The organism is Gemella haemolysans ATCC 10379 (assembly GCF_000173915.1).
Taxonomy (GTDB): Bacteria; Bacillota; Bacilli; order Staphylococcales; family Gemellaceae; genus Gemella; species Gemella haemolysans.
The window spans coordinates 157,150-184,048 of the sequence record NZ_ACDZ02000005.1; the positions used below are offsets into that span (position 1 = coordinate 157,150).

The following is a 26,899-nucleotide window of genomic DNA, read 5'->3' on the forward strand; positions in this document are numbered from 1 at the left end:
AATGGAAAGCAGAATAGAATTTTTAAAGAAATATATAAGTATAATTATTGGATCATTAATTTTTGCGGCGGGATTAGAATTTTTCTTAATTCCTAATAATATATTGGATGGTGGAGTAATTGGTGTATCTATTATTGCACGTCACTATTTGGGATTACCACTTGGGATTTTCATACTAGTCTTTAATATTCCATTTCTATATTTGGGATATAAGCAGATAGGTAAAGGATTCGCCATAGCTTCTATTTTTGGAATTGTTATCTTATCTTTTGCAACTTCATATTTTCATAATTTTTCACCACTTGTTACGGATCCATTCTTAGCATGTATATTCGGTGGGATAATACTTGGAATAGGAGTAGGATTAGTTATTAGAAATGGTGGTACGTTAGATGGAAGTGAGATGTTTTCTATCTATGCTACTAAAAAATTACCGATTTCTGTAGGTGAAATGGTCCTTGGGATAAATGTTGTTATATTTATTGCTTCTGGATTTGTATTCACATGGGAAGCTGCACTTTATTCAATGATAAGTTATTTCGTTGCATCTAAAGTAATGGATATTGTTATTGAGGGGCTTAATGATTCCAAATCGGTTATGGTTATTACAAGTAACTATCAAGTGATAAGTCAAGAAATTCAAGACAGATTAGGTCGTGGTGTGACTTTATTACATGGTGAAGGTGGTTATTCAGGGCATGAAACAAAAATAATCTTTTGTGTAATCACTCGTATAGAAGAATCAAAACTTAAAAAAATAGTCTTTAGAAATGATAAGAATGCCTTTCTATCGATTGGAACAGTTAGTGAGGTAAGTGGAGCTAACTTTAAGAAAAAAGATATACACTAATAAATTTCCTTTGCAGTTTTTTCTGCAGAGGATTTTTTGTGTTATAATGACTATAAAGAGGTGGGAATTATGGAAGAATTATATAATTATCTTAATAAGAGTGAGAAGGTTTATTTGTTAGAAAGAAGAAAAACGGTAAAATTTTGGCATATAATATTAGAACTTGTTGGCCTTTTATTTTTGGTGGGAGCATATAGGGAAGATAAGATTTATGATTGCTACTTGGTTAAGTTTGAAAAACATTGGGAAGTATTAGTGTGTAAAAAAGGCAAAGCACTAGAAAAAATTAAGCTTAAAGATAAATTTGAATTAAAAAAGAATTTTCTTTGTGATGGTTATAAGTATAAAGTTCATCGTGAAATTACACATGATTTGTACAACTATTTGAAATATTCATGTTAGCATGAGCAAAAATTGTCTAAATATGTTATAATAGACTGATAAATTTTTTTAAAGGATAATAAAATGAAAATCAAAGAAATAATAGTAGTAGAAGGAAGAGATGATACCAATAGGGTCAAAGAAGCAATAGATTGTGATACATTTGAAACTAATGGCTCGGCCCTAACTAAGAAAAAAATAGAACGTTTAATCTTCCTAGAAAAAACAAGAGGATTAATAGTTTTAACGGATCCTGATTATGCGGGAAAAAGAATTAGAAGTATTATAGAAAAAAATATCCCGACGGCAAAACATGCATATATTTCAAATAAAAAAGCCGTAGATAGTAAAGGGAAAATAGGAATAGAAGCTGCGAGTAAAGAAGATATTATAGCGGCTATAAAAAATCATTATACACCTATGGATGAGGTAAAAAATGATATAAGTAATGAAATATTGATAGAGTTAGGTTTAGTTGGAGGAGCTACCTCAAAAGTTTTAAGAGAAGAACTTTGCGAAAGATTAAATATAGGTTACACTAATGCTAAACAACTACTAAATAAACTAAACATGTATAATATTTCTAAAGAACGATTATTAGAAGAAATGAAAAAAATAAGTAAAGGAATAAAATAATGATAGGAACACCCAAGAAAACTTTTGAAATACTAAAAAAACACGGTTTTACATTTAAGAAGAGCCTAGGACAGAACTTTTTAATAGATGCTAATATCTTAAATAGAATTGTTGATGGGGCTGGGGTAAATGGAAATGTAGGAGTAATAGAAATTGGACCTGGGATTGGTTCTCTTACAGAAGCGTTAGCTAAAAAAGCTAAAAAAGTAATATCATTTGAAATTGATGGTAGACTTCTACCGATTTTATCGGAGACACTTGCTGATTATCCTAATGTTGAGATTATTAATAATGACATCTTAAAAGTTGATGTTGATAAGATAATTGCTGAGAAGATGTCAGATTGTGAAAAAATTATGGTAGTAGCAAACTTACCTTACTATATTACAACTCCAATTTTAACTCATTTAATCGAGAATACTGAAAAAATTGATGGTTATGTCGTTATGATGCAAAAAGAAGTTGCTAATAGACTGAATGCCAAGGTAGGAACGAAAGATTACAACTCATTAACGATTTTATTAAATTACTATACAAATGTTGAGTATCTATTTACTGTACCGAAAAAAGTATTTGTACCTGCACCAAATGTTGAAAGTGCAGTTGTAAAAATTATGACAAAAGAAACTCGAGAATTTGAAACTGATGCTAAATTCTTTAAATTCGTACGTTCGTGTTTTGTTCAACGTAGAAAGACTTTATTAAATAACTTAATTTCAAGTTATGGTAAGGATAAAAAACAAGACTTACAAAATGCTTGTGTAGATAGTGATATTGAGCCAGGAAGAAGAAGTGAAACTTTAAGTTTAGTAGAATTTTATAATCTATATAATAATTTAACAAATAATAGTTTAATCTAAAAGGTAAAACATGGAAGAATTAAAAACTATAATAACCGAATTTAGGGAAAAAAGAGGATGGGAAAAGTATGATACTTTAGAAAGGTTCTCTAAAAGTATTTCAATAGAAGCGGCAGAGCTACTTGAACATTTTCAATGGAATGAAGAAGCAGATAATATTCAAGAGATAAAAGATGAATTGGCAGATGTCCTAATTTATGCTCTTGCAATGTGTTATCACCTAAATGAAGATCCTAAGAAGATAATTAAAGAAAAACTAGTTGATGTTGCAAGACGATATCCAGAAAAATAAAAGAAAAGAGAGAGTGACTCAAAAATCGTGATTTCGGAGAAATCGATTTTGTCGAGTCACCTCCGCACAGTTTATTAGATATCTAAAGAGCTTTTATAAAGCGAATTTAGATATCAATAAACCACTGCGTCTATGAGTTTTCATGTAAACTATTTTAAAATCTAGTACTTTTGGGTCAGCCCCCTTTTGTTTCTATAATAATTATCTATATAAAAAAGTAGCCCTTTACTAGGACTACTTTTTAATGATTTTAATATTACTATCTACTAGTTTTAGTTTTTAAGATACGTACTTCTTTACCTTTATAGAACATTGCGTAAAGAACTGTTACTCCTATTGTGATAACGGCGCATAGAATGTAAATTCCTTGATATGATAAAATTCCGTGAACAGTACCTAAGGCGTATGGTCCAAATCCAAGACCAAGATCTAATCCGATAAAGTATGTAGAAAGTGCAATTCCTACTTTAGTAGAATCAACAAGTTTTAAACAAACAGCTTGACCGTTTGACATGAATGTTCCGTAGCCTAATCCAATTAGTGCACCAGAGAATAATAACATAAAGCTACCATTTGTAAAACTTAACATTAATAATCCTAAAGTTAAGAATACAAAACTTGGATACATAACTGCATTCTCACCACGAGCATCGAAAATACGACCTGCAAATGGACGAGTGGCTGTAATAATTAGTGCATATACTACAAAGAAGAAAGCTCCTGCAGTAGATAAGTTTAAGCTATCAGCATAAATTGATAAAAATCCTAGGACACTTGAATATGCTAAACCAATTAAGAATGCTACAGTAGAGATGAATAATACTCTATATTCAATAAATGTATTTAATGACCAACTGTTTAGTAATTTTTTTTGTTTTTCGTCTAATTGTATATTTTTTACTGGGAATAGGAAACAAGCAATTGTAACTGCAATTGACAATACAATAGCTAAAATGATTACTGCATTGAATCCAGTAATAGGTAATAATAACATACCAATAAATGGTCCGATAGCAGCTGCTAAACTTGTACTTAAACCATAGTAATTAATTCCTTCACCATTACGAGTTCTAGGAATATATGCAGTAACTATTGCGTTAGCTGCAGTAGAAATAGTTCCATAAGCAAATCCGTTTAAGAAACGAACTATATCTAAAATAATGATATTTGATGAAATTAAATATGCAGCTGTTGTGATTAAGTAAATTAGAGCACCAAATCGTAAAATTTCTTTACGACCAATGATTTCTAATTTTTTACCGATATAAAGACGTGCGACAAGCGTACCAATAATATAGATACCTGCGGCAAAACCTGCCTGTGCGGCAGTAGCACCTAACTCAGAAGTGGCATATTTTGCTGTGATAACTACAAAACAATAGTAAATTAAAAATACAATAAAGTTAATCGCAGTTATTGTGATAAATCCTTTGTTAAATAATTTTTCTCTTTCTATAGCTGAATGGCTATCCATAAAAATTCTCCTTACTTATTTTTAATGATATATGTCTATCATACGCCTATGAAAATAGATTTTCAAGTAAAAATTTTCATAAAAATGATATATTTTCAATTTTATTTCCATGAAGAATACAATTTGTTAATAATAATATATTATCTATATATAACAGTAATATCAATGTTTTTGAAGGTGTGTTAATTTTAAAAAGTTAATCTTATAGTTGTGAAAACGACTTATTTTCATGATTTTCAAAAATAGGCTTATAATTTAAGAAATATTATTAGTACAGCATTTTTAAATAAAGTAGGATTAATATATTTATAATATTTTTTGAAAATAGTTTTAAGAAAAATTTATAAGTGATATAGTGATTTTTATAATTAAATAGAGTGTTTTTTGAATTATCAGAATTCTTTAGATATTTTCTAAAAAAACATATTGACAATAAAAAAAAGAGTTGCTATAATGTAAACAAGAATTAAACGTAAAGGAGAAAAAAGATTTATGAAACTGTATCAAGTTGACACGCTACAATTAAATATTCGTTGGCAAAGCCACTAGATACTGAGTCGATCTTGTTTCTTTTTGACATAGATACGGCTCTCAGATGAGAAGTAAGTATCTATGTGGATTATTTGTGATGGAAAAATCGAGACCACATAGAAATATCTAGGTGGCTTTTTATATTGTAAAAAGTATAGTTAAAAGACCACTGGGTATATGCTAGTGGTCTTTTTGTATAGATACGCTTCTAAAATTTTTATTACAAAAAATATTATTAAATTTAAAGGAGATTATTAAAATGAAAGTAAATAAAATTTTTGTAGCATTTGCGGTATTATTAGTTTGTGTATTAGGTTATGGGTTCTTCTCAAGTAAAAAAGGTGAGGAAACTAAAAAGGTTGATAATAAAGAGGTAAAAGTAGGAGTTCTTCAATTACTTAGTCACCCAGCTCTTGACCAAATTTATAAAGGTTTAGAAGATGGACTTAAAAAAGAAGGATATGAAGTTGGTAAGAACTTAAAAATTGATCTTCAAAATGCTCAAGGTGATCAAAGTAACTTAGCAAGTATGGGTCAAAAATTAGTTACAGATAACAACGATATTTTAGTAGGTATTACAACACCAGCTACTTTATCACTATCAAATGCAACTAAAGATAAACCAATCATCATGGGTGGTATTACTTATCCAGTTGAAGCAGGATTAATTAAAGCTGAAGACAAACCAGGAAACAACATTACTGGTGTAAGTGATAGAACTCCAATTAAACAACAACTAGAAATCATGAAAAAAGTATTACCTAACATGAAAAAAGTTGGTATTTTATACACAGCTAGTGAAGATAACTCTGTAAAACAAGCTCAAGAAGCAGAAAAATTAGCTAAAGAATTAGGATTAGAAGTTAAAGTTTCAACAGTAGCTAATACAAATGATATTCAACAAGTAACAGAAAGTCTTGCTTCACAAACAGATGCAATCTTTGTACCAATCGATAACACAATCGCTAGTGCAATGGCAACAGTAGTAAAAGTAACAGACGCTAAGAAAATTCCAGTATTCCCATCTGCAGACACAATGGTAGCTGACGGAGGACTTTTAGGACTAGGTGTTGACCAATATCAAATCGGGGTTGAAACAGCTAAAGTTGTAGCTAAAGTATTAAAAGGTGCAGATACTAAAGATATGCCAATCGTACTTGCTAATGAAGGTGTTATCTATCTAAATGAAGCAAAAGCAAAACAATTAGGAATCGAAATTCCAAAAGAAATTAAAGATAAAGCAAAAGTAGTAGATAAAAAATAATATTATTGATATTATATTATTAAGAAGCTATTTGAATTATAAATAATTAAAAGGAGCGACTCATCAAATCAATAGAAAAAATTATTGTTTATGAGTCGCTCTAAATTATATAAAATCAAATTAGAAGAAATATTAAATAAAAGAGGTGCAGGATGGATCTATTTATTTCAGCGATTTCACAGGGAATGCTGTGGGGTATATTATCGCTTGGATTGTTTATAAGTTTTAGAGTTTTAAATATTGCGGATATGACTACTGAAGGAGCGTATCCTTTAGGAGCAGCTGTCTGTGTTATTTGTATACATAATGGGATCAACCCTGTTATAGCTACATTGATTTCAATAGTGGCGGGTATGTTAGCAGGTCTTGTTACAGGATTCTTAATTACCGTTTGTAGAATTCCAAGTTTACTTGCAGGAATCTTAACAATGACTGCATTATTATCGGTGAACCTTAGAATTATGGGTAGACCAAATTTAAGTTTAATCAATAAAGATACAATTTTTAGCAAAATTCAAGGATTAAACTTACCGACTCATTATGATACTGTATTTGTTGGAATTATTCTTTCTGGATTAATTATTATAGCTATGTCTTTATTCTTTTCAACGGAATTAGGTCAGAGTTTAATTGCAACAGGAGATAATGAGAAAATGGCGACAGCATTAGGTATTTCTACAAAAACAATGACGATTTTAGGATTAATGCTTGCTAATGGAATTATTTCTTTAGCTGGTGCGATTTTAGCACAAAACAATGGTTATTCAGATGTAAACAGTGGTATCGGGGTAATAGTAGTAGCGTTAGCAGCAATTATTATAGGAGAAGTAATCTTCAAAGATGTATCTTTCACAACAAGATTAATTTGTGTAATCTGTGGTGCTATAATTTACAGATTACTGCTAGTAGGAGTATTAAAATTAAATATTATTGGAGCTAATGACTTTAAATTAGTTTCAGCTTTAGTAATTGCTATTTTCTTAACTTTACCTCAATTAAAATTAAAAACTAAGAGAAAGGATGCGTAGAACATGTCATTTATAAAAATTAATAAAATAGATAAAACATTCTTTCCAGGTACGATTAGAGAGCAACATGCTTTAAAAAATGTTAGTCTTGAAATAAAAGATGGTGATTTCATCACGATTCTTGGAGGAAATGGAGCAGGAAAATCAACTTTTCTTAATGCCTTAGCGGGTTCATTCTCGTTAGATGATGGAGAAATCTTAATCGAAGGAAAAGATGTAAGTAATATAGTAGAACACAAGAGAGCAGGATTCATTAGTAGAGTTTTCCAAAATCCACTTGATGGAACAGCTCCTCGTATGACTGTAGCACAGAATATGTCTTTGGCACTTCGACGTGGTAAAGTCAGAGGTTTTAAACCGGGTACTACTAAAGAAGATAGGAAACTTTTTAAAGAATTGCTAGCGACTTTAGACTTAGGGCTTGAAGATAGATTAGATAGTGAGATGGGGCTATTGTCTGGAGGTCAACGTCAAGCTATTGCACTTTTAATGGCAACTATGACCACGCCAAAACTTTTACTTCTTGATGAACATACTGCTGCATTAGACCCAAAAACTCAGAAGAAAATAATGGAGCTTACTCGACAAAAGATTGAAGAGAAAAAATTAACAGCGTTAATGATAACTCACAATATTCAAGATGCAGTGAAATACGGAAATAGAATAATAGTTCTGCACCGTGGAGAGCTAGTTCGTGATATCAGTAAAGAAGAAAAAGAAAAACTTGATGCAAAAGCATTATATGAATTACTTTATAATTTAGAAGAAAGTGAGTAGAACTACATGGGGTGACTTGATAAAATCTAGTTTAAGTCACTCCTATTTATTTTTCACATGATAATATGATATAATAAGGATAAACGTAAGGAGTAGTATATAGGGATTGCGCCTTGATGGAGGAGATTCCGGTTCGAATCCGGGCTATTACGTCTAAGACATCTATTTGTAAATAGGTGTCTTTTTTTCATTTTAGATTCATTTTTTTGTTTTAGAATATTTCTAAATAGTGAAGTTATAATATATAAGAACTATTGTTTTACATTTATAAGTGAATTAAGTAAAATATAGTAGAAATTTAGTATGAGGAGATTGTTATGAAGATTCTTGTTGTAGAAGATGAACGCGATTTGAATAGAATAATTACTAAACACTTAAAAAGAAATAATTATAGTGTAGATAGCTGTTTCGATGGTGAGGAAGCATTAGATTTTGTTGGTTATAGTGACTATGATTTGATTATTACTGATATTATGATGCCAAATGTTGATGGCTATGAGTTTATCAAAAGGCTTCGCGAGAGTAAAAATAATACACCAGTTATAATGTTAACAGCAAAAGATACTTTAGAGGATAAAATTGTCGGTCTTGATAGTGGTGCTGATGATTATATAGTTAAGCCGTTTGAATTTGACGAACTATTTGCGAGAATAAGGGTTCTAATGAGAAGAAATTATGGTTTAGCGACTAATGTTATTCAAATCGATGATATTGTACTTGATATTTCTAAAAAACAAGTTACTAGAAATGGTGAAAACATTGGATTGACTGGTAAAGAATATGAGGTATTAGAATATCTTATGAAAAATAAGGAGAGTATATTGAGTCGCGATCAGATTCTTAATCATGTTTGGGATTATGATTATGATGGTGCTTCAAATATAGTAGATGTAATTATAAAAAATATTAGGAAAAAACTAGACAATGGAACGGATAAAACTATTATTTATACTAAAAGGGGGCTAGGATACTTTGTTAAAGAAAAATAAGAAACTATCATTCTTTCCATTTAAAAAGGTATCTTTAACTTTTAAAATAACATTATGGTATACGACATTTATAGTTTTACTAATAGGATCGTTAATTATTGGGACATTTTTTGTTAGTGATAGTGTTGTAGAGAGTGGGGCTAAAAAAAGGTTAATAGAAGAGGTAACGGAAATTTCAAGTGGTGCCGATACATTTACTCCATTTGAAGATGGTGTTACATTGTCTGTATATGATAAAGATGGTAATCTTGTTGCAGGATCTGTGCCTAGAAATTTTAAAGTCAACGATTTTAGTCTTGGAGCTATTTCTGAATATAAAGATGTAAATCATAATAAATATTTATACTATGATTCAGAAACCAGTTCTGCTAGATTAGGTAATGGAAAATATGTAAGGGGTATTGTTCAAGTTACTAATAACATTAATGGTTGGATATTACCGATAATTATTAGCATTGGCAGTCCATTTGTTATTATGGTAATAATGTATGGTGGATACTTGATAATAAGAAGTTCATTGAAACCTGTAAGAGATATGACAGAAACAGCTGAGGCTATTGCTCATAGTAATGATTTAAGTAAAAGGATTTACATAGAGGAAGGAACTGATGAAGTTCACAAATTAGGTAAAGTTTTTAATGAAATGTTAGAAACGCTAGAAAATTCATCAAAAAGAGAACGCCGATTTAGTTCGGATGTATCGCATGAGCTTAGAACACCAATTTCTGTAGTAATGGCAGAAAGTGAATATGGAGCAAAATATACCGATTCTATAGAAGATGCAAAAGAATCGTTTGAAGTAATTGAGAGACAAAGTAAGAGAATGGCCTCTATGATTAATCAAATTTTAGAATTAGCCAGGCTAGATAGTCGTTTAGAGATTCCAAAGGAAGAACTCCCTTTATCGGATAAAATAAAACATACATTAGAAGACTATAAAATTCTGTTCGATAATAAGAATATAAAGTTATCGATAAACATAGAAGAAAATATCATAGTTCATGCAAATGAAGCTTTAATTATGAGAATGATAGATAACTTATTATCTAATGCTTTGAAATATGCTGAAACGGAAGTAACAGTTTGTTTAGCTAGAAGAAAGAGTATAATTCTTGAAGTTGCTGATGATGGTATTGGAATAAGTGATAATGAGAAAAAACTTATTTGGGATAGGTTTTATAAAGTAGATAAATCAAGAACAACGACTGAAGATAATTCTTCAGGATTAGGTTTGTCTATTACCCAAAAAATAGTGAAATTGCATGATGGTAAAATAGCTGTTTTTGATAATAAGCCAAAAGGAACAAGATTTGTAGTGAATCTTTAAGAATAATAAAGGGGACTACCTCAAAAATTCTAAATATAAAAAAAAGTGTATATTATAATTCATAGACGCAGTGGTTTATTGATATCTAAAATTGCTTTATAAAAGTATTTTAGATATCTAATAAACTTTGCAAGAGTGACTCGACAAAATCTTGTTTCTCCGAAATAACGATTTTTGAGTCACTCCTTTTTATTTTGTAAAAAATTATAAATTAATAAAAATCTTCATTTAAGATTCATAAAACAAAGATATAATAAAAATATCAAAAGAGATGAACAAAAGTGAAATCTTCATTTAAGATTCATAAAACAAAGATATAATAAAAATATAAAAAAAAGAGGTATATAAAATGACTAAAAAAATTAACAACAATGAGATTGAAACACTAGAAGGAGTTTACGAAGAAACAATGAATAGCAATAATCAATATAATGAACAACCAAAAAAAGCAAAGAGAAACTTCTTAAAACCACTTATAATTGGGGCATTAGCAGTAGTAGTAACAGGCTCAGTAGGCGCATATGCATACGATAGATATGAAGAGGCACAAAGAGTTAAAGTTCAAGAAGCTTATTCAAATGTTAAGATGAATGTTGGACAGCAATCAAATCAAAATAACAATAACGGAAACAATAACAATAATAGTAACAATGGTGATAATGGTTCAAACAGTAATTCTCAAAATGATAACCAATCTTCAAATGTTCAAAATAATAGTAATAACATCAATACTCAACAAAATGTACAAAATGCAAAATCACAACAAGAAATTCGCTCTATAGTAGCACAAGCAATTTCAACACCAGAACAAAATATTAATTTTGTAAAAATTAAACCTGAGTATGAGGATGATTACGCAGTTCAAAATAATGGAGTACCTTTATACGTTTATGAAATAGAAGCTCGTGCAAATGGATTAGAATATGATCTAAAAGTTGATGCTGTGTCAGGAAAAGTTTTAAAAGTAGAAATAGATAACTAGAAAAATAAACTGATAGTCTAGAAATAATATCTAGATTATCAGTTTTCTTTTTTTAGAAGGGAGTTTTTCATATAAATTAAATGATGTTTTCCCTTTTAAATGTTTACTTATTTTTTGTTATTATTATAAATATAATATCCAATGAAAATAGCGGCTATTAAATATAAATTAAAGTTAGGGTTGGCAATATAAAATATCATAGCCTTATAAGATAGACGCATTAGTAACCCCTGGATAATCGATGGTGCAAAAAGTAAAACTGGTATTATAGAATTATCCATTTTCCTTGCTAATAATATTATAAAAATTAATATTAGCAGAAGAATTAGTATTGCTAAATATCTATTTACAATAACATTGAATGCAGTTGGAAATTTGAAAGGATTAAAAAATATCAATAATGCAATTACTAATACCAATATTGTAATTATAGTATTTTTAGTGCGTTCATCAAGTTTGCTTTTATTAGTATACATGAAAATATAACTTAAGTAGAATCCACCGAAAATAAAGGCACCAACAACAGCGGCTTCTAATAAATTTAAAGCCATAAATGGATTAGCTAATATTGGTGATAGATAAAAAAGTACATAAATACCAGTTGCTATTAGTAAATTACGTTTGAAAACAGTCATATAATCTCCTTATTTATTTTATTAATGCAGTTAAACCATAGGCAACAAAAGAAAATACTATAATAAGAAGTATTAAAACTAAAGCACTTGAATTAAAAATGAAAAACAATGGAAGTGCTAGAGTAATACTTAGAAGCGGAGTATAAATTGTTCTTTGTATAAAATATGTTACCAATAGTGTAATTGCAAATGATGAAAATCCATAAGCTAATATCAAAATAAAACCAGCTTTATCACTAGTTCCATTATAAAATTTCAAAAAAAGTAGGGGAACAATATAGTATAAAATACTAGTAAGTAAAAATGTCCCTAATAACGTTTTTCTTTGCATGTTAAAATCTCCATAAATATTGTTTTTATTATTGTAATATTTTATGTAGTATAAGTCTAGTAATATAACAAAACTAATAAAAAAATATTTATTGAATGGAGTAAAATATTTTCGGATATCCCTTGTTAAAATGAAATAATTAGAGTAAAATAAATATAATAATAATACAAAGGAGAACTATAATTATGTCAAAAGTTCATGTTTTTGATCATCCATTGATCCAACATAAATTATCTTTCATTAGAGATAAAAGAACGGGTTCTAAAGACTTTAGACAACTTACTAATGAAGTAGGTTCTTTAATGGCTTATGAAATTACTCGTGACCTTCCACTGGAGGATGTTGAAGTAGAAACGCCAATCCAAACTACTACTTGTAAACGTCTTGCAGGTAAAAAGATTGTATTCGTTCCAATTCTACGTGCAGGATTAGGAATGGTAGATGGATTAATGAATTTAATCCCATCTGCGAGAGTAGGTCATGTTGGGCTATATCGTGATCCAGAAACGTTACAACCACACGAGTATTTTGTTAAAATTCCTAGCAATCCAGAAGAACGTCACTTTATCGTTGTTGACCCAATGTTAGCAACTGGTGGTTCTGCAATTGCAGCAATTGACTCATTAAAACAACGTGGAGTTACGGATATTAAATTTATGTGTCTAATAGCAGCACCCGAAGGTGTAAAGGCATTACATGATGCACACCCAGATGTAGATATATTTATCGCTGGATTAGATGAAAAACTAAATGACCACGGATACATTGTACCAGGATTAGGGGATGCTGGAGACAGAATCTTCGGAACTAAATAATAGTAGATTATTTTTAATCAAATCATATAAAATTTAAGAAATCGCTAGCAAATATTATAAAATCATATTATAATATGATTATGTATTTCTAATTTTTTATATTACAACAGATTTAGAAATCTAAAAGTAACTTAAGAAAAGAGGTGAGGGGAATATATGGAAAAACACACATATCTTATTACCAAATTATTTGGCTATGATATAACGGTTAATATTCCTAGTGTAATCACAACTTTAATAACAGTATTGCTTACCTTTGTTATTGTGATGTTTCTAACTAGTAGAATAAAATTAAGACCAGATAGTAAACGTCAAAATGCGGTTGAATTACTTGCGTATTTCGTTAGTGATAATGTCATCAAAGGTAATGTTAACTGGAAAAAATATGGTAAAGGATTATGGGCAACAGCTCTAACAATTATTTCACTTGTTGCAGTAGCAAATACTATAGGTGTATTAATAGAAGTTAGTTACAATGAAGTAGTCTATGTTAATTCTGTAACTGCGGATCCAACATTTACTTTCTCTCTTGCATTATTAGTGATTGTCTTTACTCATTTTGCAGGAATTAAGTATAAAGGAATTAAACACTATTTTGGTACATATACTTCTTCAGGTATAGGTATTACACCGTTCAAGGTTATTGAAGAGTTCACAAACTTAATGACTTTTTCAATGCGTTTATTCGGTAATATCTATGCAGGTGAAATATTATTAGCACTATTAGCTACACTTACAACAGTAGGATTCTTTGGTGCAATAGCTGGTATGGCAGGATTAGTAGTATGGAAAGGGTTCTCTCTATTTATAGGATTTATCCAAGCATATATCTTTACTGTCTTAACATTCATTTATTTATCACATAAAATTAGTGATGAACATTAATCTTTTTAAATGCACTATATGTGCAAAAATCTAATAATTAATAAAATTCATTTATTATCCAAGGAGGAAAATATAATTATGGTAGAATTAATTGGAGCAGGTTTAGCAGCAGGTTTAGCAGCAGTTGGTGCTGGTATCGGTAACGGATTTTTATTCGGTAAATTTATCGAAGGTGTATCTCGCCAACCAGAATTAGAATCAAGATTAAAATCTAATGCTTTCGTATTATTCGCACTTGTAGAAGCAGTACCTATCTTAGCTATCGTTATTTCATTCGTTATCTTAGCTAAATAATTTAGTATAATACTGTAAACAAAAGAACTATGAAGAATAGGAGCATTTAGTAAATGGAAAATTTAGTATTTTTAGCTACTGAACACTCTTCTCATCAAGGTTTTAATCTAGGAAATATGGCTATTAACATTGTAGCTGTATTAATCTTATTAGTATTACTGAAAAAATTCGCTTGGGACAAACTTATTGATATGTTAGATGAGCGTCAAAAATTAGTTGAAGGTCAACTTGATGATGCTGCTAAAAATCAAAAAGAAGCACTAATTTTACTTGAAGAAAATCAAGAAAAATTAAAAAATGCGCAACAAGAAATTAAAGTTATGATGGAAGATGCTCGTGAACAATCTAAGGTTGAAAAACAAGCTATTCTTGAAGAAGCGCGTAAACAAGCAGAACAATTAAAAGTAAATGCTCAAAGAGACATTGAGGACGAGAAGAAAAGAGCACTTGAAGAGATCAACAAACAAATTGCTGATTTATCAGTGCTTGTAGCTTCGAAAATTTTAGAAAAAGAATTAGATGGCTCAACACAAAGTGAATATGTTGATAAAGTCATTAAAGAGGTAGGGGTGAAATAATGAGTAAGTCAGTATTAGCTAATAAAATTGGATATTCATTATTTGAAGTTGCAAAAGAAAATAACACATTAGAAGAAGTTTCTTATGAGTTAAAGGAAGTTGCAAAAGTAGTTAATGGAAACCCTGATTTTGTTACATTGATGAACAACCCTAATTTAGAAAAAATAAAAAAAATTAACCTGATTGATGCATCATTTGCAGGAGTAAATAAATATGTTGTGAATGTTGTTAAAATCTTAGCAGGTAATCTGCAAATCTCATTAATTAATTTCGTTTTAGAACAGTATACTGAATTGTTTAATAAACATTCAAGAAATGTTGTTGTTAAAGCTGAATCAGCTTCACCTTTAACTGAAGAACAGTTAGAAAATCTAAAAGAAAAAATTAAAAATGAGTTACAACTAGAAAATGTTGAAATTAATAATTTTGTAGATGCAAGTCTTCTAGGTGGTATAAAACTTACTTACAATAATAAAGTAGTTGATGCTACTATAAAGGCGAAATTAAATGCTATAAAATCAAAAATTTCTTCAATCTAGAAGAAGTTGAAACAAGGAGGGACATAAATGGCTATTAAAGCTGAAGAAATTAGTTCATTACTAAAATCACAAATAGAAAATTATCAGTTTGAAGTTAAGTCAACAGATGTCGGTACAGTTATAGAAGTAGGGGACGGTATTGCTCGTGTATACGGTCTTAATGAAATAATGAGTGGTGAGCTTGTAGAGTTCACTAAAACAGGGGTTATGGGGCTTGCTCAAAACCTTGAAGACACAAATGTTGGTATCGTAATTTTAGGTCCAACTACTGATATTAAAGAAGGAGACGAAGTTCGTCGTACTGGACGTGTAATGGACGTACCTGTAGGTGAAGAACTAATTGGACGTGTAGTTGATCCATTAGGACAACCAGTCGATGGTCGTGGGCCAGTTAACACTACAAAACGTCGTCCAATTGAATCTCCAGCAGTAGGGGTTATGGGACGTAAATCAGTATCTGTTCCATTCCAAACTGGTATTAAAGCGATTGACGCATTAGTACCAATCGGACGTGGGCAACGTGAGCTTATTATCGGAGATAGACAAACAGGTAAAACTGCAGTTGCTATCGACTCAATCTTAGCTCAAAAGGGACAAGATGTAATTTGTATCTATGTAGCAATAGGACAAAAAGAATCTACAGTACGTAGTGTTGTAGAAACTCTTAAAGAACACGGTGCTTTAGACTATACTATCGTAGTAACAGCATCAGCATCTCAACCAGCACCACTTCTTTACATCGCGCCTTATGCAGGGGTTGCAATGGCAGAAGAATTTATGTTTAATGGTAAAGATGTAGTAATCGTATATGATGACTTATCAAAACAAGCAGCGGCTTACCGTGAGTTATCATTACTATTAAAACGACCACCAGGTCGTGAAGCATACCCAGGGGACGTATTCTATCTACACTCACGTCTTCTAGAACGTGCTGCTCGTGTAAATGAAGATTTCGGTGGAGGAAGTATCACAGCACTACCATTCGTAGAAACGCAAGCAGGTGATATCTCTGCATATATTCCAACAAACGTAATTTCGATTACAGATGGACAAATCTTCTTACAATCAGATTTATTCTTCTCAGGTATTAGACCAGCGATCAACGCCGGACTTTCAGTATCTAGGGTAGGGGGATCTGCGCAAATTAAAGCGATGAAAAAAGTATCAGGGACTTTACGTCTTGACTTAGCATCTTACCGTGAGTTAGAAAGCTTTGCTCAATTCGGTTCTGACCTAGATCCAGCGACTCGTGAAAAACTAGAACGTGGTAAACGTACAGTTGAAGTATTAAAACAAGACTTACACAAACCAATTCCAGTAGAAAAACAAGTTATGATTCTTTATGCTTTAACTCATGGATTCTTAGATGATGTAGAAGTTAAAGATATTCACAGATTCGAACAAGAATTATATTCATACTTGGATGCTCATGAGAATGAAGCAATTAAACACATTATTGAAACAAAAGACTTACCAGCAACAGAAGTTATGGATGAAGTAATCGCTGCATTCAAGAAAACTTTTGCTTAAGATGATAAGTAGTAGAGTAAAGGTGGTGAATTAATTGGCGTCACTAAGAGATATAAAAAATAAAATCAATTCTACGAAGAAAACTAGTCATATTACAAAAGCGATGGAGATGGTTTCAACGTCTAAGCTTTTAAAAGCACAATCAAACACACAAAAATTTAATCCATACATGCAAAAAATGCAAGAAGTGATGGGAACAATTTTTGGTAAAAGTTCTAGTATTAAACACCCTATGTTAGAAAAAAGAGAAGCTAAGAAAACTCTTTATGTGGTAATTACTAGTGATAGTGGTTTATGTGGAGGATTCAACGCAAACGTTATTAGAAACTTTGTTAATACTATTAATGAAAGACATGCTAATAGCGAGTATGGTATTGTTGCTATAGGTAACTATGGAGCAGAATTCTTTAGAAAAAATGGCTATAATGTAGTTGATAGTTATAGAGATATACCAGATGAGCCAAGTTTCACTCAGGTTAAACAAATTACTAATAAAGTAGTAGGATACTTTATTGATAAAGAATATGATGAAATTTATTTACATTATAATCACTTTGTTAGTATGATCCAACAGGTTGTAACTGAAAGTAAAGTACTTCCTATTGACAATACAGATAAGTTCGCAAATTCTGAAGAGCAACAACCTACAGGAGCTTATGAATTTGAGCCTGGTGAGACAGCTGTGCTAGATGTAATACTACCTCAATATGCTGAAAGTATGATTTATGGAAGTATATTAGATAGTAAAGCTAGTGAGCATTCTGCAAGAAAAACAGCAATGAAAAATTCAACTGATAATGCAGGAAATATTATTGATACACTTACGATTAAATACAATCGTGCAAGACAAGCTGCAATTACACAAGAAATTACAGAGATTGTAAGTGGAGCAGCAGCAACAAAATAGTAATGAGAAAGGAGAAGCTATTAAGTTAGCATACAACATATGAATAAAGGTTATATTCTCCAAGTTATGGGACCTGTAGTAGATGTTAAATTCGAATCAGGGCATATGCCAAATCTATTAAACGCTTTAGAAGTTTACATAGAAAAAGGCGATGGGAAAAAAGAAAAATTAGTTCTTGAAGTTTCTCTTGAAATTGGTGATAACGTAGTAAGAACAATCGCTATGTCATCTACTGATGGATTAAATAGGGGAGCAGAAGTAGTAGATACAGGAGCACCAATTACAGTTCCTGTAGGTAACTACACATTAGGTCGTGTGTTCAACGTATTAGGTGAAGCAGTTGACCACGGTGAAGAAGCAGGAGCAGAAGTTCGTAAAGATTCAATTCACAAAGAAGCTCCAACATTCGATGAATTATCAACTCACGTTGAGGTTCTTGAAACAGGTATTAAAGTTATCGACTTACTTGCACCATATATTAAAGGTGGTAAAATCGGTCTTTTCGGTGGTGCGGGAGTTGGTAAAACGGTTCTTATCCAAGAACTTATCAACAACGTTGCGCAACAACACGGTGGATTATCAGTATTCACAGGTGTAGGTGAGCGTACTCGTGAAGGAAATGACTTATACTATGAAATGAAAGATTCTGGTGTTATTAACAAAACAGCCATGGTATTCGGACAAATGAACGAACCACCAGGTGCTCGTATGCGTGTAGCATTAACAGGATTAACAATGGCGGAATACTTCCGTGATGAAGAAGGACAAGACGTGCTTCTATTCATCGATAACATTTTCCGTTTCACACAAGCAGGTTCTGAGGTTTCTGCGTTATTAGGACGTATGCCATCAGCCGTTGGTTACCAACCAACACTTGCTACAGAGATGGGACGTTTACAAGAACGTATAACATCAACTAAAAAAGGTTCTGTTACATCTATCCAAGCGATTTACGTACCAGCCGATGACTATACTGACCCGGCTCCAGCGACTACATTCGCTCACTTAGATGCAACAACAAACCTTGAGCGTGCGTTAACAGAGATGGGTATCTACCCAGCCGTTGACCCACTTGCTTCTACATCAAGAGCATTAGCTCCTGAAATCGTAGGAGAAGAACACTATCAAGTTGCGACAACAATTCAAAGAACTCTTCAAAAATATCGTGAATTACAAGATATTATCGCCATCTTAGGTATGGATGAGTTAAGTGATGAAGATAAGAAAACAGTTGATAGAGCACGTCGTGTTCAATTCTTCTTATCTCAAAACTTCCACGTAGCTGAACAATTCACAGGTCAACCTGGTTCATACGTACCAGTATCTGAATCAGTACAAGCATTCAAAGGAATCTTAGATGGTAAATATGACCACATTCCTGAAGATGCATTCCGTCTAGTTGGTGGAATTGAAGACGTATTAGAAAAAGCTCGTAAACTAGGAGTAGAAGTATAATACAAATAGGAGGTAAATAAATGAATACTTTAAGTGTAAGCATTGTTACTCCTAATGGAGAAGCTTATAGCGCTAAAGAAGCTTCTATGGTTGTATTGGGAACTACAAGTGGACAACTTGGTGTAATGGCTAACCATGTTCCTATGGTTGCATCATTAAAGGTTGGACCTCTTAAAGTGATTTTTCCCGATGGACGTGAAGAATATCTAGCTGTAAGTGAAGGATTTGTGGAAACACATAAAGGCGAAGTAACTATTATAGTTCAAACAGCAGAATTAGGTAAAGATATTGATGTTGAACGTGCTAAAAGAGCATTACAACGTGCAGAAGAACGTCTTGCTAAAAAAGAAGATGGTCTTGATGTAAGACGAGCTGAATTAGCAATAGCTAAAGCTTGTGCCCGTCTGAAGGTAGCTGAACAATTATAAGAAAAAATGTAGTTCATATTTATTATGGACTACATTTTTTCTTATATAGTTAGATTGAATTATGTTATGATTTAAAATTTGTAAAGAAATAAAAATAAAACCTCGGAATTTAGAGTTCTTATCAAAAACTTTTTTCCGAGGTTATTTATCTCAATTAATTATTTTTTCTACGTTTTAACAATCCAATTAATGCAAGTAATGAAAGGCCGATTACTACAAGAGATTTGTTTGTAGTTTCACCGGTTTTTGGAAGAGTTTTTGGTGCATTAGTAGGAGTTGAATTTGCTCCTCTAGTGTCTATTATTGTGAATTTTTTCTCTTCTTGAACAGCAAATGAATTTATATCTTTTTCACTTCCAGCAAATGCTGTTTTGATTTTTGCAATAATTGCAAATTTACTAAAGTGATCAACTGTAAATTGTAAACTATTGTTGGTTACAGATGAAGGGATAAGTTCAATAGAATTGTCCTCTTTAATATGATAAACTAGTATATCTTTGTTTTGTTCATTTTGGAGTAGAGCAACTTTTACTGTTCTTGGAATATCAAGTTTTACAGTTTTATTATCATTCTGTAACTCTAAGTCGACAACTCTAATTGAAGTAATGTCTTTCTTGTCTTTAAAATTGTTGTTAGCATCAGCAATAATTTTATCTTTTAAGTCTTCTAAGTTTACATCTTTTGTGATGTCTTTCGCTTCTAATGTTATGTCTTTAGCATCTGCTGTATTTATATCTACACTAATATCTTTATTTTTTGATTTAATAGTTACTGTAATTTTATTGTTATTAATGTTTAGTTCCGATAGTTCTGAAACGATAGGAGCACCAGAAGGAGCATTTGCTTCAGAAATATTACCATCTTTATCAACAACTACTTTATTACCATTTTCAGAAAGACCATCTACTTTACCAGTGAAAGCCTTAGGTGTTTCAGAGGTAGGAGCAACAGTAGGAGTATTGAATTCAGAAACATTACCATCTTTATCGACAATAACTTTATTACCATTCTCAGAAAGGCCATCTACTTTATCAGTGAAAGGTTTAAGAGCTTCAGAGATAGTAGAATCAGTAGGAGTATTGAATTCAGAAACATTCCCGTCTTTATCAACAACAACTTTATTACCATTTTCAGAAAGGCCATCGATTTTACCAGTGAAAGGTTTAAGAGCTTCAGAGATAGGAGCAACAGTAGGAGTATTGAATTCAGAAACATTCTCGTCTTCATCAACAACAACTTTATTACCATTTTCAGAAAGACCATCTACTTTACCAGTGAAAGGCTTAAGAGCTTTAGCGACAAGAGAATCAGTAGGTAAAGAATACTCAGAAACATTCCCGTCTTTATCAACAACAACTTTATTACCATTTTCAGAAAGACCATCTACTTTACCAGTGAAAGGCTTAAGAGCTTCAGCAACAAGAGCATCACTAGGTAAAGAATACTCAGAAACATTCCCGTCTTTATCAACAACAACTTTATTACCATTTTCAGAAAGACCATCTACTTTACCAGTGAAAGGCTTAAGAGCTTCAGCAACAAGAGCATCACTAGGAATTGAATATTCATATTTTGTGCCATATTCATTTTCTCTAACTTTGTAACCATTTTCTGGTGTTACTGTATTTCTCACGTCAGGGTGCAATATGAATTGATTGTTGTTTTGGAATAATTGTCCCATTTCAAGAAGAATCTTCTCTGAATTGTTTCTTCCCGCAAACATAACCCCAAGAGGTAGGTTATTTTTACTCTTGTAAACTGGTAATGAGATGGAAGGATTTCCTGTTAAATTGAATAACCATGTAAATGGAGTTCGTCTCATCATAGGTTCCCATTGTTTTACAAGTAAATCGAATCTTTCTTTTGGATCTTTGATTTTATTAATATTATAAAGTTTTTCTTCAACTGTAGGGTCAACATATGGATCTGTTTTTTTATCATTAGATGGTGCTGTAACAGCATTTGTTGCCATTAAGAATAAATCATATTTTTTATAGAATTCGTTCATTTGATTTATATATTCTGCGGCAGGTTTAGCTGAAGTTACGTCAGTATTAGCAGTTTTCCCCCTATAAGATGATGTTCCTAATGCATAGGTAGCAGGATCTAAATCACGTTTATTATCTTCTGTTGCAGCTTTTGCAGGGGCAGTATATCCACCACCAATTGCACCTATAGTATAGGTTCTAATACCTTCATAACCATCAATAGGAAACTCAGTTACTTCTTCAACTGTGAAGCCTTGTTTTCTTAGAAAATCTACAGCTTTTAGAACAGCTTTCTTACCATCTTCACTTAATTCAACATCTTTTAATGGTGTTTTAAGTGAATAAGCAATTTTTAATTTTTTTAAATCAGTTGGAACTTCTTCCAGTGTTTTAGGTTTACTAATTTGTGTTTTATCAAAATAAGTTTTGGCGTCTTCAATTGTTTTTACTAGAGGGAATTTAACTACGTGTCCAGTTGGTTTTAGACCAATCAATCCAGTCCATGAAGCAGGAATACGAATTGATCCCCCAGCATCACTTCCGCTTGCTATTGAAACCATACCACTGGCTACAGCACCAGCACTTCCTCCTGAAGATCCTCCAGTATTACGACTAGGATCCCAAGGGTTGCCTGCGGGCCCAAATAATTTAGAATCTGTAATATTTCTAGTACCTAGTTCTGGATAGTTAGTTTGGCCAAGTATAACAAAACCTAGTTTTGCGAATTCTTTAGCAACAGCTCCACTAAATTTTGATACTTTACCCTTATTAAAATAGACACCATTTGAAGAATCACCATCTTTTACTAAATCTAATCCTTTAATAAGTGTTGGAACACCTAAGAATGGTTGTTCTTCCCAGTTTATAGGATTTGCAGCAAGGTTCCCTGCTTTAATTCTATCGTCTATTTCTTTTGCAGTTTTATATGCTTCATTAACTAAAGCATTAGGTATTTTTCCATTTTCTGTAGTAAGTACTGCATTTAACTTAGGATTTTCTTCTGCAATAACTTTGTAAGCTAAGTCAACAAGCTCTGTACTAGTAACTTTTTTCTCACGAATTAGTTTTGCAAGTTCAAGAGCACTTTTTTGTTTATATTCAGCTACAGTAAAAGGTATAGTTGGTTTAGTAGATTCTTTGTTTTCAACATTAGTCCTGTTAGTAGTCTCATTATTTTTATTGATTTCAGGTTCACTATTAGTAGTACTTGCTGTTACATCGTTTGCTGTAGTAGTATTAGTAGGAGTTGGTACTACATTATTGGCAGTAGTATCAATACTAGTTGGTTTTTCATTAGTAGTAGTAACGTTAGAAGATGTTGTAATTTTATCATCACTTGCTTTAGCTTGATTATCGTTAGCTATTACTGGAAATAATGTAGCAGCTGCAAAGGCAGGTATAAGTACATATTTAATTTTGTTTTTTTTCATTTTTAGCTCCTATTTTAAATAATTGTTAAAACCTTGAAAAAGCTTTCTATATACAATTATACTCCGATATTGATTACCAATCAAGAGAATAGTTAGATGAAATGAAAAAATATTAGTATGGTTTTCTATATAGATATTATAGCAATTAAGTGAGAGAAAAATATTTTTTGAAAATAAAATAAATACGGTTAACTATAAAAATTAACCGTATTTATATATTTACTTAGACACTAATTATTTTTTTTGCGTTTTAATAGTCCTATTAAAGCAAGGAATGAAAGTCCAATTGCTGATAGGAAGTTGTTTGTGTTTTCTCCTGTATTTGGAAGAGTTTTAGAGATTGAATTTAATCTATTTGTATTTACTACCTTTTTCTCTTCTTTAACAGAAGTAGTTTGTGAATTTTCGGATTCACTTGGAGTAGTAGCAGTTTCATTGTTGATATTTAATGTTGGTAATTCTGCAACAGAAGGTGCGTAAGTTGGAACTGCATATTCATATTTAGTTCCATATTCGTTAACTCCTATTTTATTACCATTTTCTGAAACATTTGTACTTCTAATAGCTGGATTCATTTTGAATTGATGTCTGTCTTGGAAGTATTGTCCAATTTCTAAAAGAACTTTTTCAGAATTATCTTTTGCTGCAAACATTACACCAAAAGGTAAGTTTTTATCACTTAGATATGTAGGTAAAGAGATTGCTGGATTTCCAGATAAATTAAATACCCAAGTGTATGGTGAACGTCTTGTCATCGGTAACCATTGTTTTGTAAGCAGTTTGAATCTTTCTTTTGGATCTGTAATTTTGTTAATATTATATAGTTGTTCTTCAACTTCTGGATCTACATAAGGATCAACCTTTTTGTCATTTGATGGAGCAGTAACTGCATTAGTTGGAACTAAGAATAAATCATACTTTTTGTAAAATTCATTCATTTGATTAATGAATGTAGATAATGGTTTTACTGAAGAAATATCAGTGTTAGCATTTGGTCCCATATAAGAAGATGTTCCTAATGCATAAGTCGCAGGATCTAATTGACGTTTATTTTCTTCTGTTACACCTTTGACAGCGGCAACATAACCTTCTTCACCAATAGCACCTACAGTGTATGTGTTTATACCTTCGTATCCATCAATAGGAAACTCTTTAACCTCTTCTACTGTAAAACCTTCTTTTCTTAAGAAATCTACAGTTTGTAAAATTGCTTTTTTAGCAACATCACTAAGCTCAAGATCTTTAAGTGGAGTTTTAAGAGTGTAGGCTATTTTTAATTTTTTCAAATCTTTTGGGGGTTCTATTAATGTTTTTGGCTTACTTAATTCAGTTTTTTCAAAGAATGCTTTAGCATCCTCTATAGTTTTAACTAGCGGGAATTTAACCACATGTCCAGTAGGTTTTAAACCAATAAGTCCAGTCCATGAAGAAGGGATACGAATTGATCCTCCTGCATCACTACCACTAGCTATAGGAACCATACCGCTAGCTACAGCTCCAGCACTTCCTCCTGAAGATCCTCCAGTGTTACGACTAGGATCCCATGGATTACTTGCAGGACCAAATAATTTTGAATCTGTAATATTTCTAGTACCAAGTTCAGGAGTGTTAGTTTGTCCAAGGATAACAAAACCTAATTTAGCAAATTCTGCAGCTACAGGACCATTCTTGTCTGCTATTTTTCCTTTATTTAGATATACTCCTTTAGTATAATCACCATTTTTTAATTCATCAAGACCTTTGATTAAAGTTGGGACACCTAAGAATGGTTGTTCTTTCCAGTCTATAGGCTTAGCTGCAAGATTACCTGCTTTTACTCTATCATCTATTTCTTTTGCGGTTCTGTATGCTTCCTCAACAATAGCGTGAGGAATTTTACCATTTTCTGTTGTTAGTACAGCATTTAATTTAGGATTTTCTTCTGCGATAACTTTATAAGCTAAGTCAACAAGTTCTGTACTAGTAACTTTTTTTTCACGAATTAATTGAGCAAGTTCTAAAGCACTTTTTTGCTTATATTCAGTTACAGTGAATGGAACTTTTGGTTTAACAATTTCGTTATCAACAATACTGGCACTGTTAGTTGACTCAGTATTAGTTGTTGGTGTTTGTTTTACGCTGTTAGCTATATTAGCAGGAGTAGTAGGTGTAGTTTTTGCAACATTGTTAGTAGCGGGAACATTAGTTGTTTTTTCATTAGTGTTTTCAGTGTTACTAACAGTTGAAGTTGTTGTAGCTTTATCCTCATTAGCTTTAGCTTGATTATCGTTAGCTAAAACAGGGAATAATGTTGCAGCTGCAAATGCTGGTATAAGAACGTATTTAATATTATTTTTTTTCATTGTTAACTCCTATTTTAAATTAATATTTAAATAAATGGTTGAAGCTTGAAAAAGCTTTCTATTTACGATTATACTCCGATACTAATCATCAATCAAGTAAATAATTTTCTAAAATAAAAAAATATAAGTGACTTAATAATATTTTTTTATAATTTCAGTTTAAGTCACTTATATTTTTTATTTAAATTAATTTGTTATTGTTCTTAAATTAGTATCCTTTTAAGGCGTTCATACGAGCTTCAGATTGTCCTTTACCGTCTTTTTTCTCACCTTTGTATACTGCAGATTCCCATGATCCGTACATAGGGTTAGGGAAGATGATGAATTTATCACCAAATTCAGCTTTTAATTGTTCGAACATTTTATCTCTGTCCTCTTCTGATTTAGTTGAGAATTCAGCGAAGTCGACTAAGTTATCTCCAAATAACATAACAAGGTTAGTGTGTTTTAAAACTTCTTGACGACGTCCTTCTTTAGATTTATCACCTTCTTTTTTGAACATTAGGTGATCGCGACCTTGAACAGGTAGTCCTTGTGCTTCAAGGTTTTTAATAGTTGCATCTACTTGAGCATCTGTTCTATCTGAGATGTAGTAGATTTGAACTTTGTTTTTATCTGCAAATTGTAAGAATTCTTTAGCTCCAGCTACAGGTGTTGCTTCTGCTTTTTGAACCCATTCATCCCATAATTTAGGATTAAATGCAGTTCCATCTTTAATCATTTTTACTTGGAATGGAATGTTGCTTAATACTGTTTCATCAATATCTAATACGATAGAATAAGGTTTATCAGTAGGCTGTTTTAATAATTCTTTTAATTTATTAGTAGCAACGTTATAACCTTGTTGGTATAATGCATCTACTTCAGCAGCATTTTGGTACCACAATGATCCCATTGTATTTTCTCTTGATCTAAGTTGGTCATAAGTAAGAGTTATTTTATTATCTCCACTCTTATTTTCTTCTTTTTTTTCTTCAGTTTTTTGTGCGCATCCAGTTGCAAGAACAACTGTAGCTAATACTGAAGAAATAGACATAACAAGTTTTTTATTTTTCATAATATTTATAGCTCCTTTTGTTATCTACATATACAAGTATAGTAATTCTTGCGTACACAGGGACAAATCCTGATAATGATAAATGGAATGATGCGGTTAAAACTGATTTTGGGAGAATAGCTCTAGGACTAGGAGATGGTCACGTTGATCCAGCACGTAAATTCTATGAGGAAATAAGAGCTGAATATGGGGATGATATAATATTAACAGGGCATAGTTTAGGTGGGAATTTGGCACAGTGGATCGCATTACACTACAATGTTCAGAAAACAATAATATATAATTCAGCTCCAT

26 protein-coding genes and 1 pseudogene are annotated in these 26,899 nt (G+C 31.5%); 21 read left to right on the top strand and 6 right to left on the bottom strand.

Going from position 1 to position 26,899, the window contains the following annotated elements; all coding sequences use genetic code 11:
• Window position 1: 1 nt before the first annotated feature.
• From GEMHA0001_RS01545 to GEMHA0001_RS01565, 5 genes are all read left to right on the top strand, one after another.
• Window positions 2–850: a YitT family protein gene (locus GEMHA0001_RS01545; protein ID WP_004263400.1), complete on the top strand. Its 849-nt coding sequence runs from the start codon at window positions 2–4 to the stop codon at window positions 848–850.
• A gap of 69 nt (window positions 851–919) precedes the next feature.
• Entirely contained in the window at window positions 920–1,252 is a 333-nt protein-coding gene (locus tag GEMHA0001_RS01550; RefSeq protein ID WP_003143994.1) for a hypothetical protein, read from the top strand.
• Between the two features lie 63 nt (window positions 1,253–1,315).
• Window positions 1,316–1,867 (top strand): ribonuclease M5, encoded by a 552-nt coding sequence (rnmV, locus tag GEMHA0001_RS01555; RefSeq protein ID WP_003144041.1) that lies wholly within the window; start codon window positions 1,316–1,318, stop codon window positions 1,865–1,867.
• Entirely contained in the window at window positions 1,867–2,727 is an 861-nt protein-coding gene (gene rsmA, locus GEMHA0001_RS01560) for a 16S rRNA (adenine(1518)-N(6)/adenine(1519)-N(6))-dimethyltransferase RsmA (RefSeq protein WP_004263476.1), read from the top strand. Before rnmV ends, rsmA begins: the two co-directional genes overlap by 1 nt.
• Before the next feature lie 10 nt (window positions 2,728–2,737).
• A complete protein-coding gene (locus GEMHA0001_RS01565) occupies window positions 2,738–3,019 on the top strand; it encodes a nucleotide pyrophosphohydrolase (protein WP_004263664.1) in 282 nt (93 codons plus the stop codon).
• A gap of 259 nt (window positions 3,020–3,278) precedes the next feature.
• On the opposite strand, the gene GEMHA0001_RS01570 is transcribed toward GEMHA0001_RS01565, so the two are convergent.
• Entirely contained in the window at window positions 3,279–4,493 is a 1,215-nt protein-coding gene (locus tag GEMHA0001_RS01570) for an MFS transporter (protein WP_004263423.1), read from the bottom strand.
• A gap of 790 nt (window positions 4,494–5,283) precedes the next feature.
• Between GEMHA0001_RS01570 and trpX the strand changes: the two genes are divergently transcribed.
• The 6 genes from trpX to GEMHA0001_RS01600 all read left to right on the top strand — a co-directional run bounded on the left by trpX (window position 5,284) and on the right by GEMHA0001_RS01600 (window position 11,391).
• A complete protein-coding gene (gene trpX, locus GEMHA0001_RS01575) occupies window positions 5,284–6,288 on the top strand; it encodes a tryptophan ABC transporter substrate-binding protein (RefSeq protein ID WP_003143973.1) in 1,005 nt (334 codons plus the stop codon).
• A gap of 152 nt (window positions 6,289–6,440) precedes the next feature.
• Entirely contained in the window at window positions 6,441–7,316 is an 876-nt protein-coding gene (locus tag GEMHA0001_RS01580; protein WP_004263535.1) for an ABC transporter permease, read from the top strand.
• Between the two features lie 3 nt (window positions 7,317–7,319).
• Window positions 7,320–8,093, top strand: a complete 774-nt coding sequence (locus GEMHA0001_RS01585) for an ABC transporter ATP-binding protein (RefSeq protein WP_003144007.1) — start codon at window positions 7,320–7,322, stop codon at window positions 8,091–8,093.
• A 317-nt stretch (window positions 8,094–8,410) separates the two neighbouring features.
• A complete protein-coding gene (locus GEMHA0001_RS01590) occupies window positions 8,411–9,082 on the top strand; it encodes a response regulator transcription factor (RefSeq protein ID WP_004263305.1) in 672 nt (223 codons plus the stop codon).
• Entirely contained in the window at window positions 9,066–10,409 is a 1,344-nt protein-coding gene (locus GEMHA0001_RS01595) for a sensor histidine kinase (RefSeq protein ID WP_004263657.1), read from the top strand. Before GEMHA0001_RS01590 ends, GEMHA0001_RS01595 begins: the two co-directional genes overlap by 17 nt.
• A 349-nt stretch (window positions 10,410–10,758) precedes the next feature.
• On the top strand, window positions 10,759–11,391 hold the full coding sequence (locus GEMHA0001_RS01600; RefSeq protein WP_003143966.1) for a PepSY domain-containing protein: 633 nt from the start codon (window positions 10,759–10,761) through the stop codon (window positions 11,389–11,391).
• Between the two features lie 107 nt (window positions 11,392–11,498).
• Here the strand turns inward: GEMHA0001_RS01600 and GEMHA0001_RS01605 are convergent, their stop codons facing one another.
• Window positions 11,499–12,026 carry a hypothetical protein gene (locus GEMHA0001_RS01605; RefSeq protein ID WP_004263529.1) on the bottom strand — a complete coding sequence of 176 codons (528 nt, stop codon included), beginning with the start codon at window positions 12,024–12,026 and terminating at the stop codon, window positions 11,499–11,501.
• A gap of 13 nt (window positions 12,027–12,039) precedes the next feature.
• Complete coding sequence (locus GEMHA0001_RS01610; RefSeq protein ID WP_003143997.1) at window positions 12,040–12,357, bottom strand: hypothetical protein; 318 nt, start codon at window positions 12,355–12,357, stop codon at window positions 12,040–12,042.
• Window positions 12,358–12,542: 185 nt separating this feature from the next.
• On the opposite strand from GEMHA0001_RS01610, the gene upp reads away from it, so the two are divergent.
• From upp to GEMHA0001_RS01655, 9 genes are all read left to right on the top strand, one after another.
• Window positions 12,543–13,172, top strand: a complete 630-nt coding sequence (upp, locus tag GEMHA0001_RS01615; RefSeq protein ID WP_003144032.1) for a uracil phosphoribosyltransferase — start codon at window positions 12,543–12,545, stop codon at window positions 13,170–13,172.
• 156 nt (window positions 13,173–13,328) lie between these two features.
• Window positions 13,329–14,057: a F0F1 ATP synthase subunit A gene (atpB, locus tag GEMHA0001_RS01620; protein ID WP_004263667.1), complete on the top strand. Its 729-nt coding sequence runs from the start codon at window positions 13,329–13,331 to the stop codon at window positions 14,055–14,057.
• Between the two features lie 78 nt (window positions 14,058–14,135).
• The gene (atpE, locus tag GEMHA0001_RS01625; protein ID WP_003143965.1) at window positions 14,136–14,351 is read left to right on the top strand and encodes a F0F1 ATP synthase subunit C; all 216 of its coding nucleotides are present in this window, start codon (window positions 14,136–14,138) and stop codon (window positions 14,349–14,351) included.
• Window positions 14,352–14,404: 53 nt separating this feature from the next.
• Window positions 14,405–14,929 carry a F0F1 ATP synthase subunit B gene (gene atpF / locus GEMHA0001_RS01630; RefSeq protein WP_004263330.1) on the top strand — a complete coding sequence of 175 codons (525 nt, stop codon included), beginning with the start codon at window positions 14,405–14,407 and terminating at the stop codon, window positions 14,927–14,929.
• A complete protein-coding gene (atpH, locus tag GEMHA0001_RS01635; protein ID WP_004263549.1) occupies window positions 14,929–15,468 on the top strand; it encodes an ATP synthase F1 subunit delta in 540 nt (179 codons plus the stop codon). The genes atpF and atpH overlap by 1 nt, the downstream gene beginning before the upstream one ends.
• Window positions 15,469–15,495: 27 nt before the next feature.
• Complete coding sequence (atpA, locus tag GEMHA0001_RS01640) at window positions 15,496–16,998, top strand: F0F1 ATP synthase subunit alpha (RefSeq protein ID WP_003144018.1); 1,503 nt, start codon at window positions 15,496–15,498, stop codon at window positions 16,996–16,998.
• 34 nt (window positions 16,999–17,032) lie between these two features.
• Window positions 17,033–17,905, top strand: a complete 873-nt coding sequence (gene atpG, locus GEMHA0001_RS01645; protein WP_004263609.1) for an ATP synthase F1 subunit gamma — start codon at window positions 17,033–17,035, stop codon at window positions 17,903–17,905.
• Between the two features lie 39 nt (window positions 17,906–17,944).
• Window positions 17,945–19,360, top strand: coding sequence for a F0F1 ATP synthase subunit beta (gene atpD / locus GEMHA0001_RS01650; RefSeq protein WP_004263430.1), 1,416 nt, complete (start codon window positions 17,945–17,947; stop codon window positions 19,358–19,360).
• 20 nt (window positions 19,361–19,380) lie between these two features.
• The gene (locus tag GEMHA0001_RS01655) at window positions 19,381–19,788 is read left to right on the top strand and encodes a F0F1 ATP synthase subunit epsilon (protein WP_004263548.1); all 408 of its coding nucleotides are present in this window, start codon (window positions 19,381–19,383) and stop codon (window positions 19,786–19,788) included.
• Between the two features lie 154 nt (window positions 19,789–19,942).
• Here the strand turns inward: GEMHA0001_RS01655 and GEMHA0001_RS01660 are convergent, their stop codons facing one another.
• The 3 genes from GEMHA0001_RS01660 to GEMHA0001_RS01670 form a co-directional block, all read right to left on the bottom strand.
• Window positions 19,943–23,206: an amidase family protein gene (locus tag GEMHA0001_RS01660; protein WP_004263326.1), complete on the bottom strand. Its 3,264-nt coding sequence runs from the start codon at window positions 23,204–23,206 to the stop codon at window positions 19,943–19,945.
• A gap of 230 nt (window positions 23,207–23,436) precedes the next feature.
• On the bottom strand, window positions 23,437–25,548 hold the full coding sequence (locus GEMHA0001_RS01665) for an amidase family protein (RefSeq protein ID WP_004263543.1): 2,112 nt from the start codon (window positions 25,546–25,548) through the stop codon (window positions 23,437–23,439).
• 208 nt (window positions 25,549–25,756) lie between these two features.
• A complete protein-coding gene (locus tag GEMHA0001_RS01670; RefSeq protein WP_004263342.1) occupies window positions 25,757–26,605 on the bottom strand; it encodes a 5'-nucleotidase, lipoprotein e(P4) family in 849 nt (282 codons plus the stop codon).
• A 32-nt stretch (window positions 26,606–26,637) separates the two neighbouring features.
• On the opposite strand from GEMHA0001_RS01670, the pseudogene GEMHA0001_RS01675 reads away from it, so the two are divergent.
• Window positions 26,638–26,899, top strand: a pseudogene (locus GEMHA0001_RS01675) (Tle-like phospholipase domain-containing protein); the annotation flags it as partial.

Bases quoted from the DNA above. Each gene is read 5' to 3' on its own strand.
- atpF (WP_004263330.1), top strand. From the start codon at position 14,405: ATGGAAAATTTAGTATTTTTAGCTACTGAACACTCTTCTCATCAAGGT.
- GEMHA0001_RS01600 (WP_003143966.1), top strand. From the start codon at position 10,759: ATGACTAAAAAAATTAACAACAATGAGATTGAAACACTAGAAGGAGTT.
- GEMHA0001_RS01665 (WP_004263543.1), bottom strand. From the start codon at position 25,548: ATGAAAAAAAATAATATTAAATACGTTCTTATACCAGCATTTGCAGCT.
- GEMHA0001_RS01585 (WP_003144007.1), top strand. From the start codon at position 7,320: ATGTCATTTATAAAAATTAATAAAATAGATAAAACATTCTTTCCAGGT.
- GEMHA0001_RS01590 (WP_004263305.1), top strand. From the start codon at position 8,411: ATGAAGATTCTTGTTGTAGAAGATGAACGCGATTTGAATAGAATAATT.
- GEMHA0001_RS01580 (WP_004263535.1), top strand. From the start codon at position 6,441: ATGGATCTATTTATTTCAGCGATTTCACAGGGAATGCTGTGGGGTATA.
- atpB (WP_004263667.1), top strand. From the start codon at position 13,329: ATGGAAAAACACACATATCTTATTACCAAATTATTTGGCTATGATATA.
- GEMHA0001_RS01655 (WP_004263548.1), top strand. From the start codon at position 19,381: ATGAATACTTTAAGTGTAAGCATTGTTACTCCTAATGGAGAAGCTTAT.
- atpE (WP_003143965.1), top strand. From the start codon at position 14,136: ATGGTAGAATTAATTGGAGCAGGTTTAGCAGCAGGTTTAGCAGCAGTT.
- GEMHA0001_RS01670 (WP_004263342.1), bottom strand. From the start codon at position 26,605: ATGAAAAATAAAAAACTTGTTATGTCTATTTCTTCAGTATTAGCTACA.
- rsmA (WP_004263476.1), top strand. From the start codon at position 1,867: ATGATAGGAACACCCAAGAAAACTTTTGAAATACTAAAAAAACACGGT.
- GEMHA0001_RS01660 (WP_004263326.1), bottom strand. From the start codon at position 23,206: ATGAAAAAAAACAAAATTAAATATGTACTTATACCTGCCTTTGCAGCT.
- upp (WP_003144032.1), top strand. From the start codon at position 12,543: ATGTCAAAAGTTCATGTTTTTGATCATCCATTGATCCAACATAAATTA.
- GEMHA0001_RS01545 (WP_004263400.1), top strand. From the start codon at position 2: ATGGAAAGCAGAATAGAATTTTTAAAGAAATATATAAGTATAATTATT.
- atpH (WP_004263549.1), top strand. From the start codon at position 14,929: ATGAGTAAGTCAGTATTAGCTAATAAAATTGGATATTCATTATTTGAA.
- atpD (WP_004263430.1), top strand. From the start codon at position 17,945: ATGAATAAAGGTTATATTCTCCAAGTTATGGGACCTGTAGTAGATGTT.
- GEMHA0001_RS01570 (WP_004263423.1), bottom strand. From the start codon at position 4,493: ATGGATAGCCATTCAGCTATAGAAAGAGAAAAATTATTTAACAAAGGA.
- GEMHA0001_RS01605 (WP_004263529.1), bottom strand. From the start codon at position 12,026: ATGACTGTTTTCAAACGTAATTTACTAATAGCAACTGGTATTTATGTA.
- atpA (WP_003144018.1), top strand. From the start codon at position 15,496: ATGGCTATTAAAGCTGAAGAAATTAGTTCATTACTAAAATCACAAATA.
- rnmV (WP_003144041.1), top strand. From the start codon at position 1,316: ATGAAAATCAAAGAAATAATAGTAGTAGAAGGAAGAGATGATACCAAT.
- GEMHA0001_RS01565 (WP_004263664.1), top strand. From the start codon at position 2,738: ATGGAAGAATTAAAAACTATAATAACCGAATTTAGGGAAAAAAGAGGA.
- GEMHA0001_RS01550 (WP_003143994.1), top strand. From the start codon at position 920: ATGGAAGAATTATATAATTATCTTAATAAGAGTGAGAAGGTTTATTTG.
- GEMHA0001_RS01610 (WP_003143997.1), bottom strand. From the start codon at position 12,357: ATGCAAAGAAAAACGTTATTAGGGACATTTTTACTTACTAGTATTTTA.
- trpX (WP_003143973.1), top strand. From the start codon at position 5,284: ATGAAAGTAAATAAAATTTTTGTAGCATTTGCGGTATTATTAGTTTGT.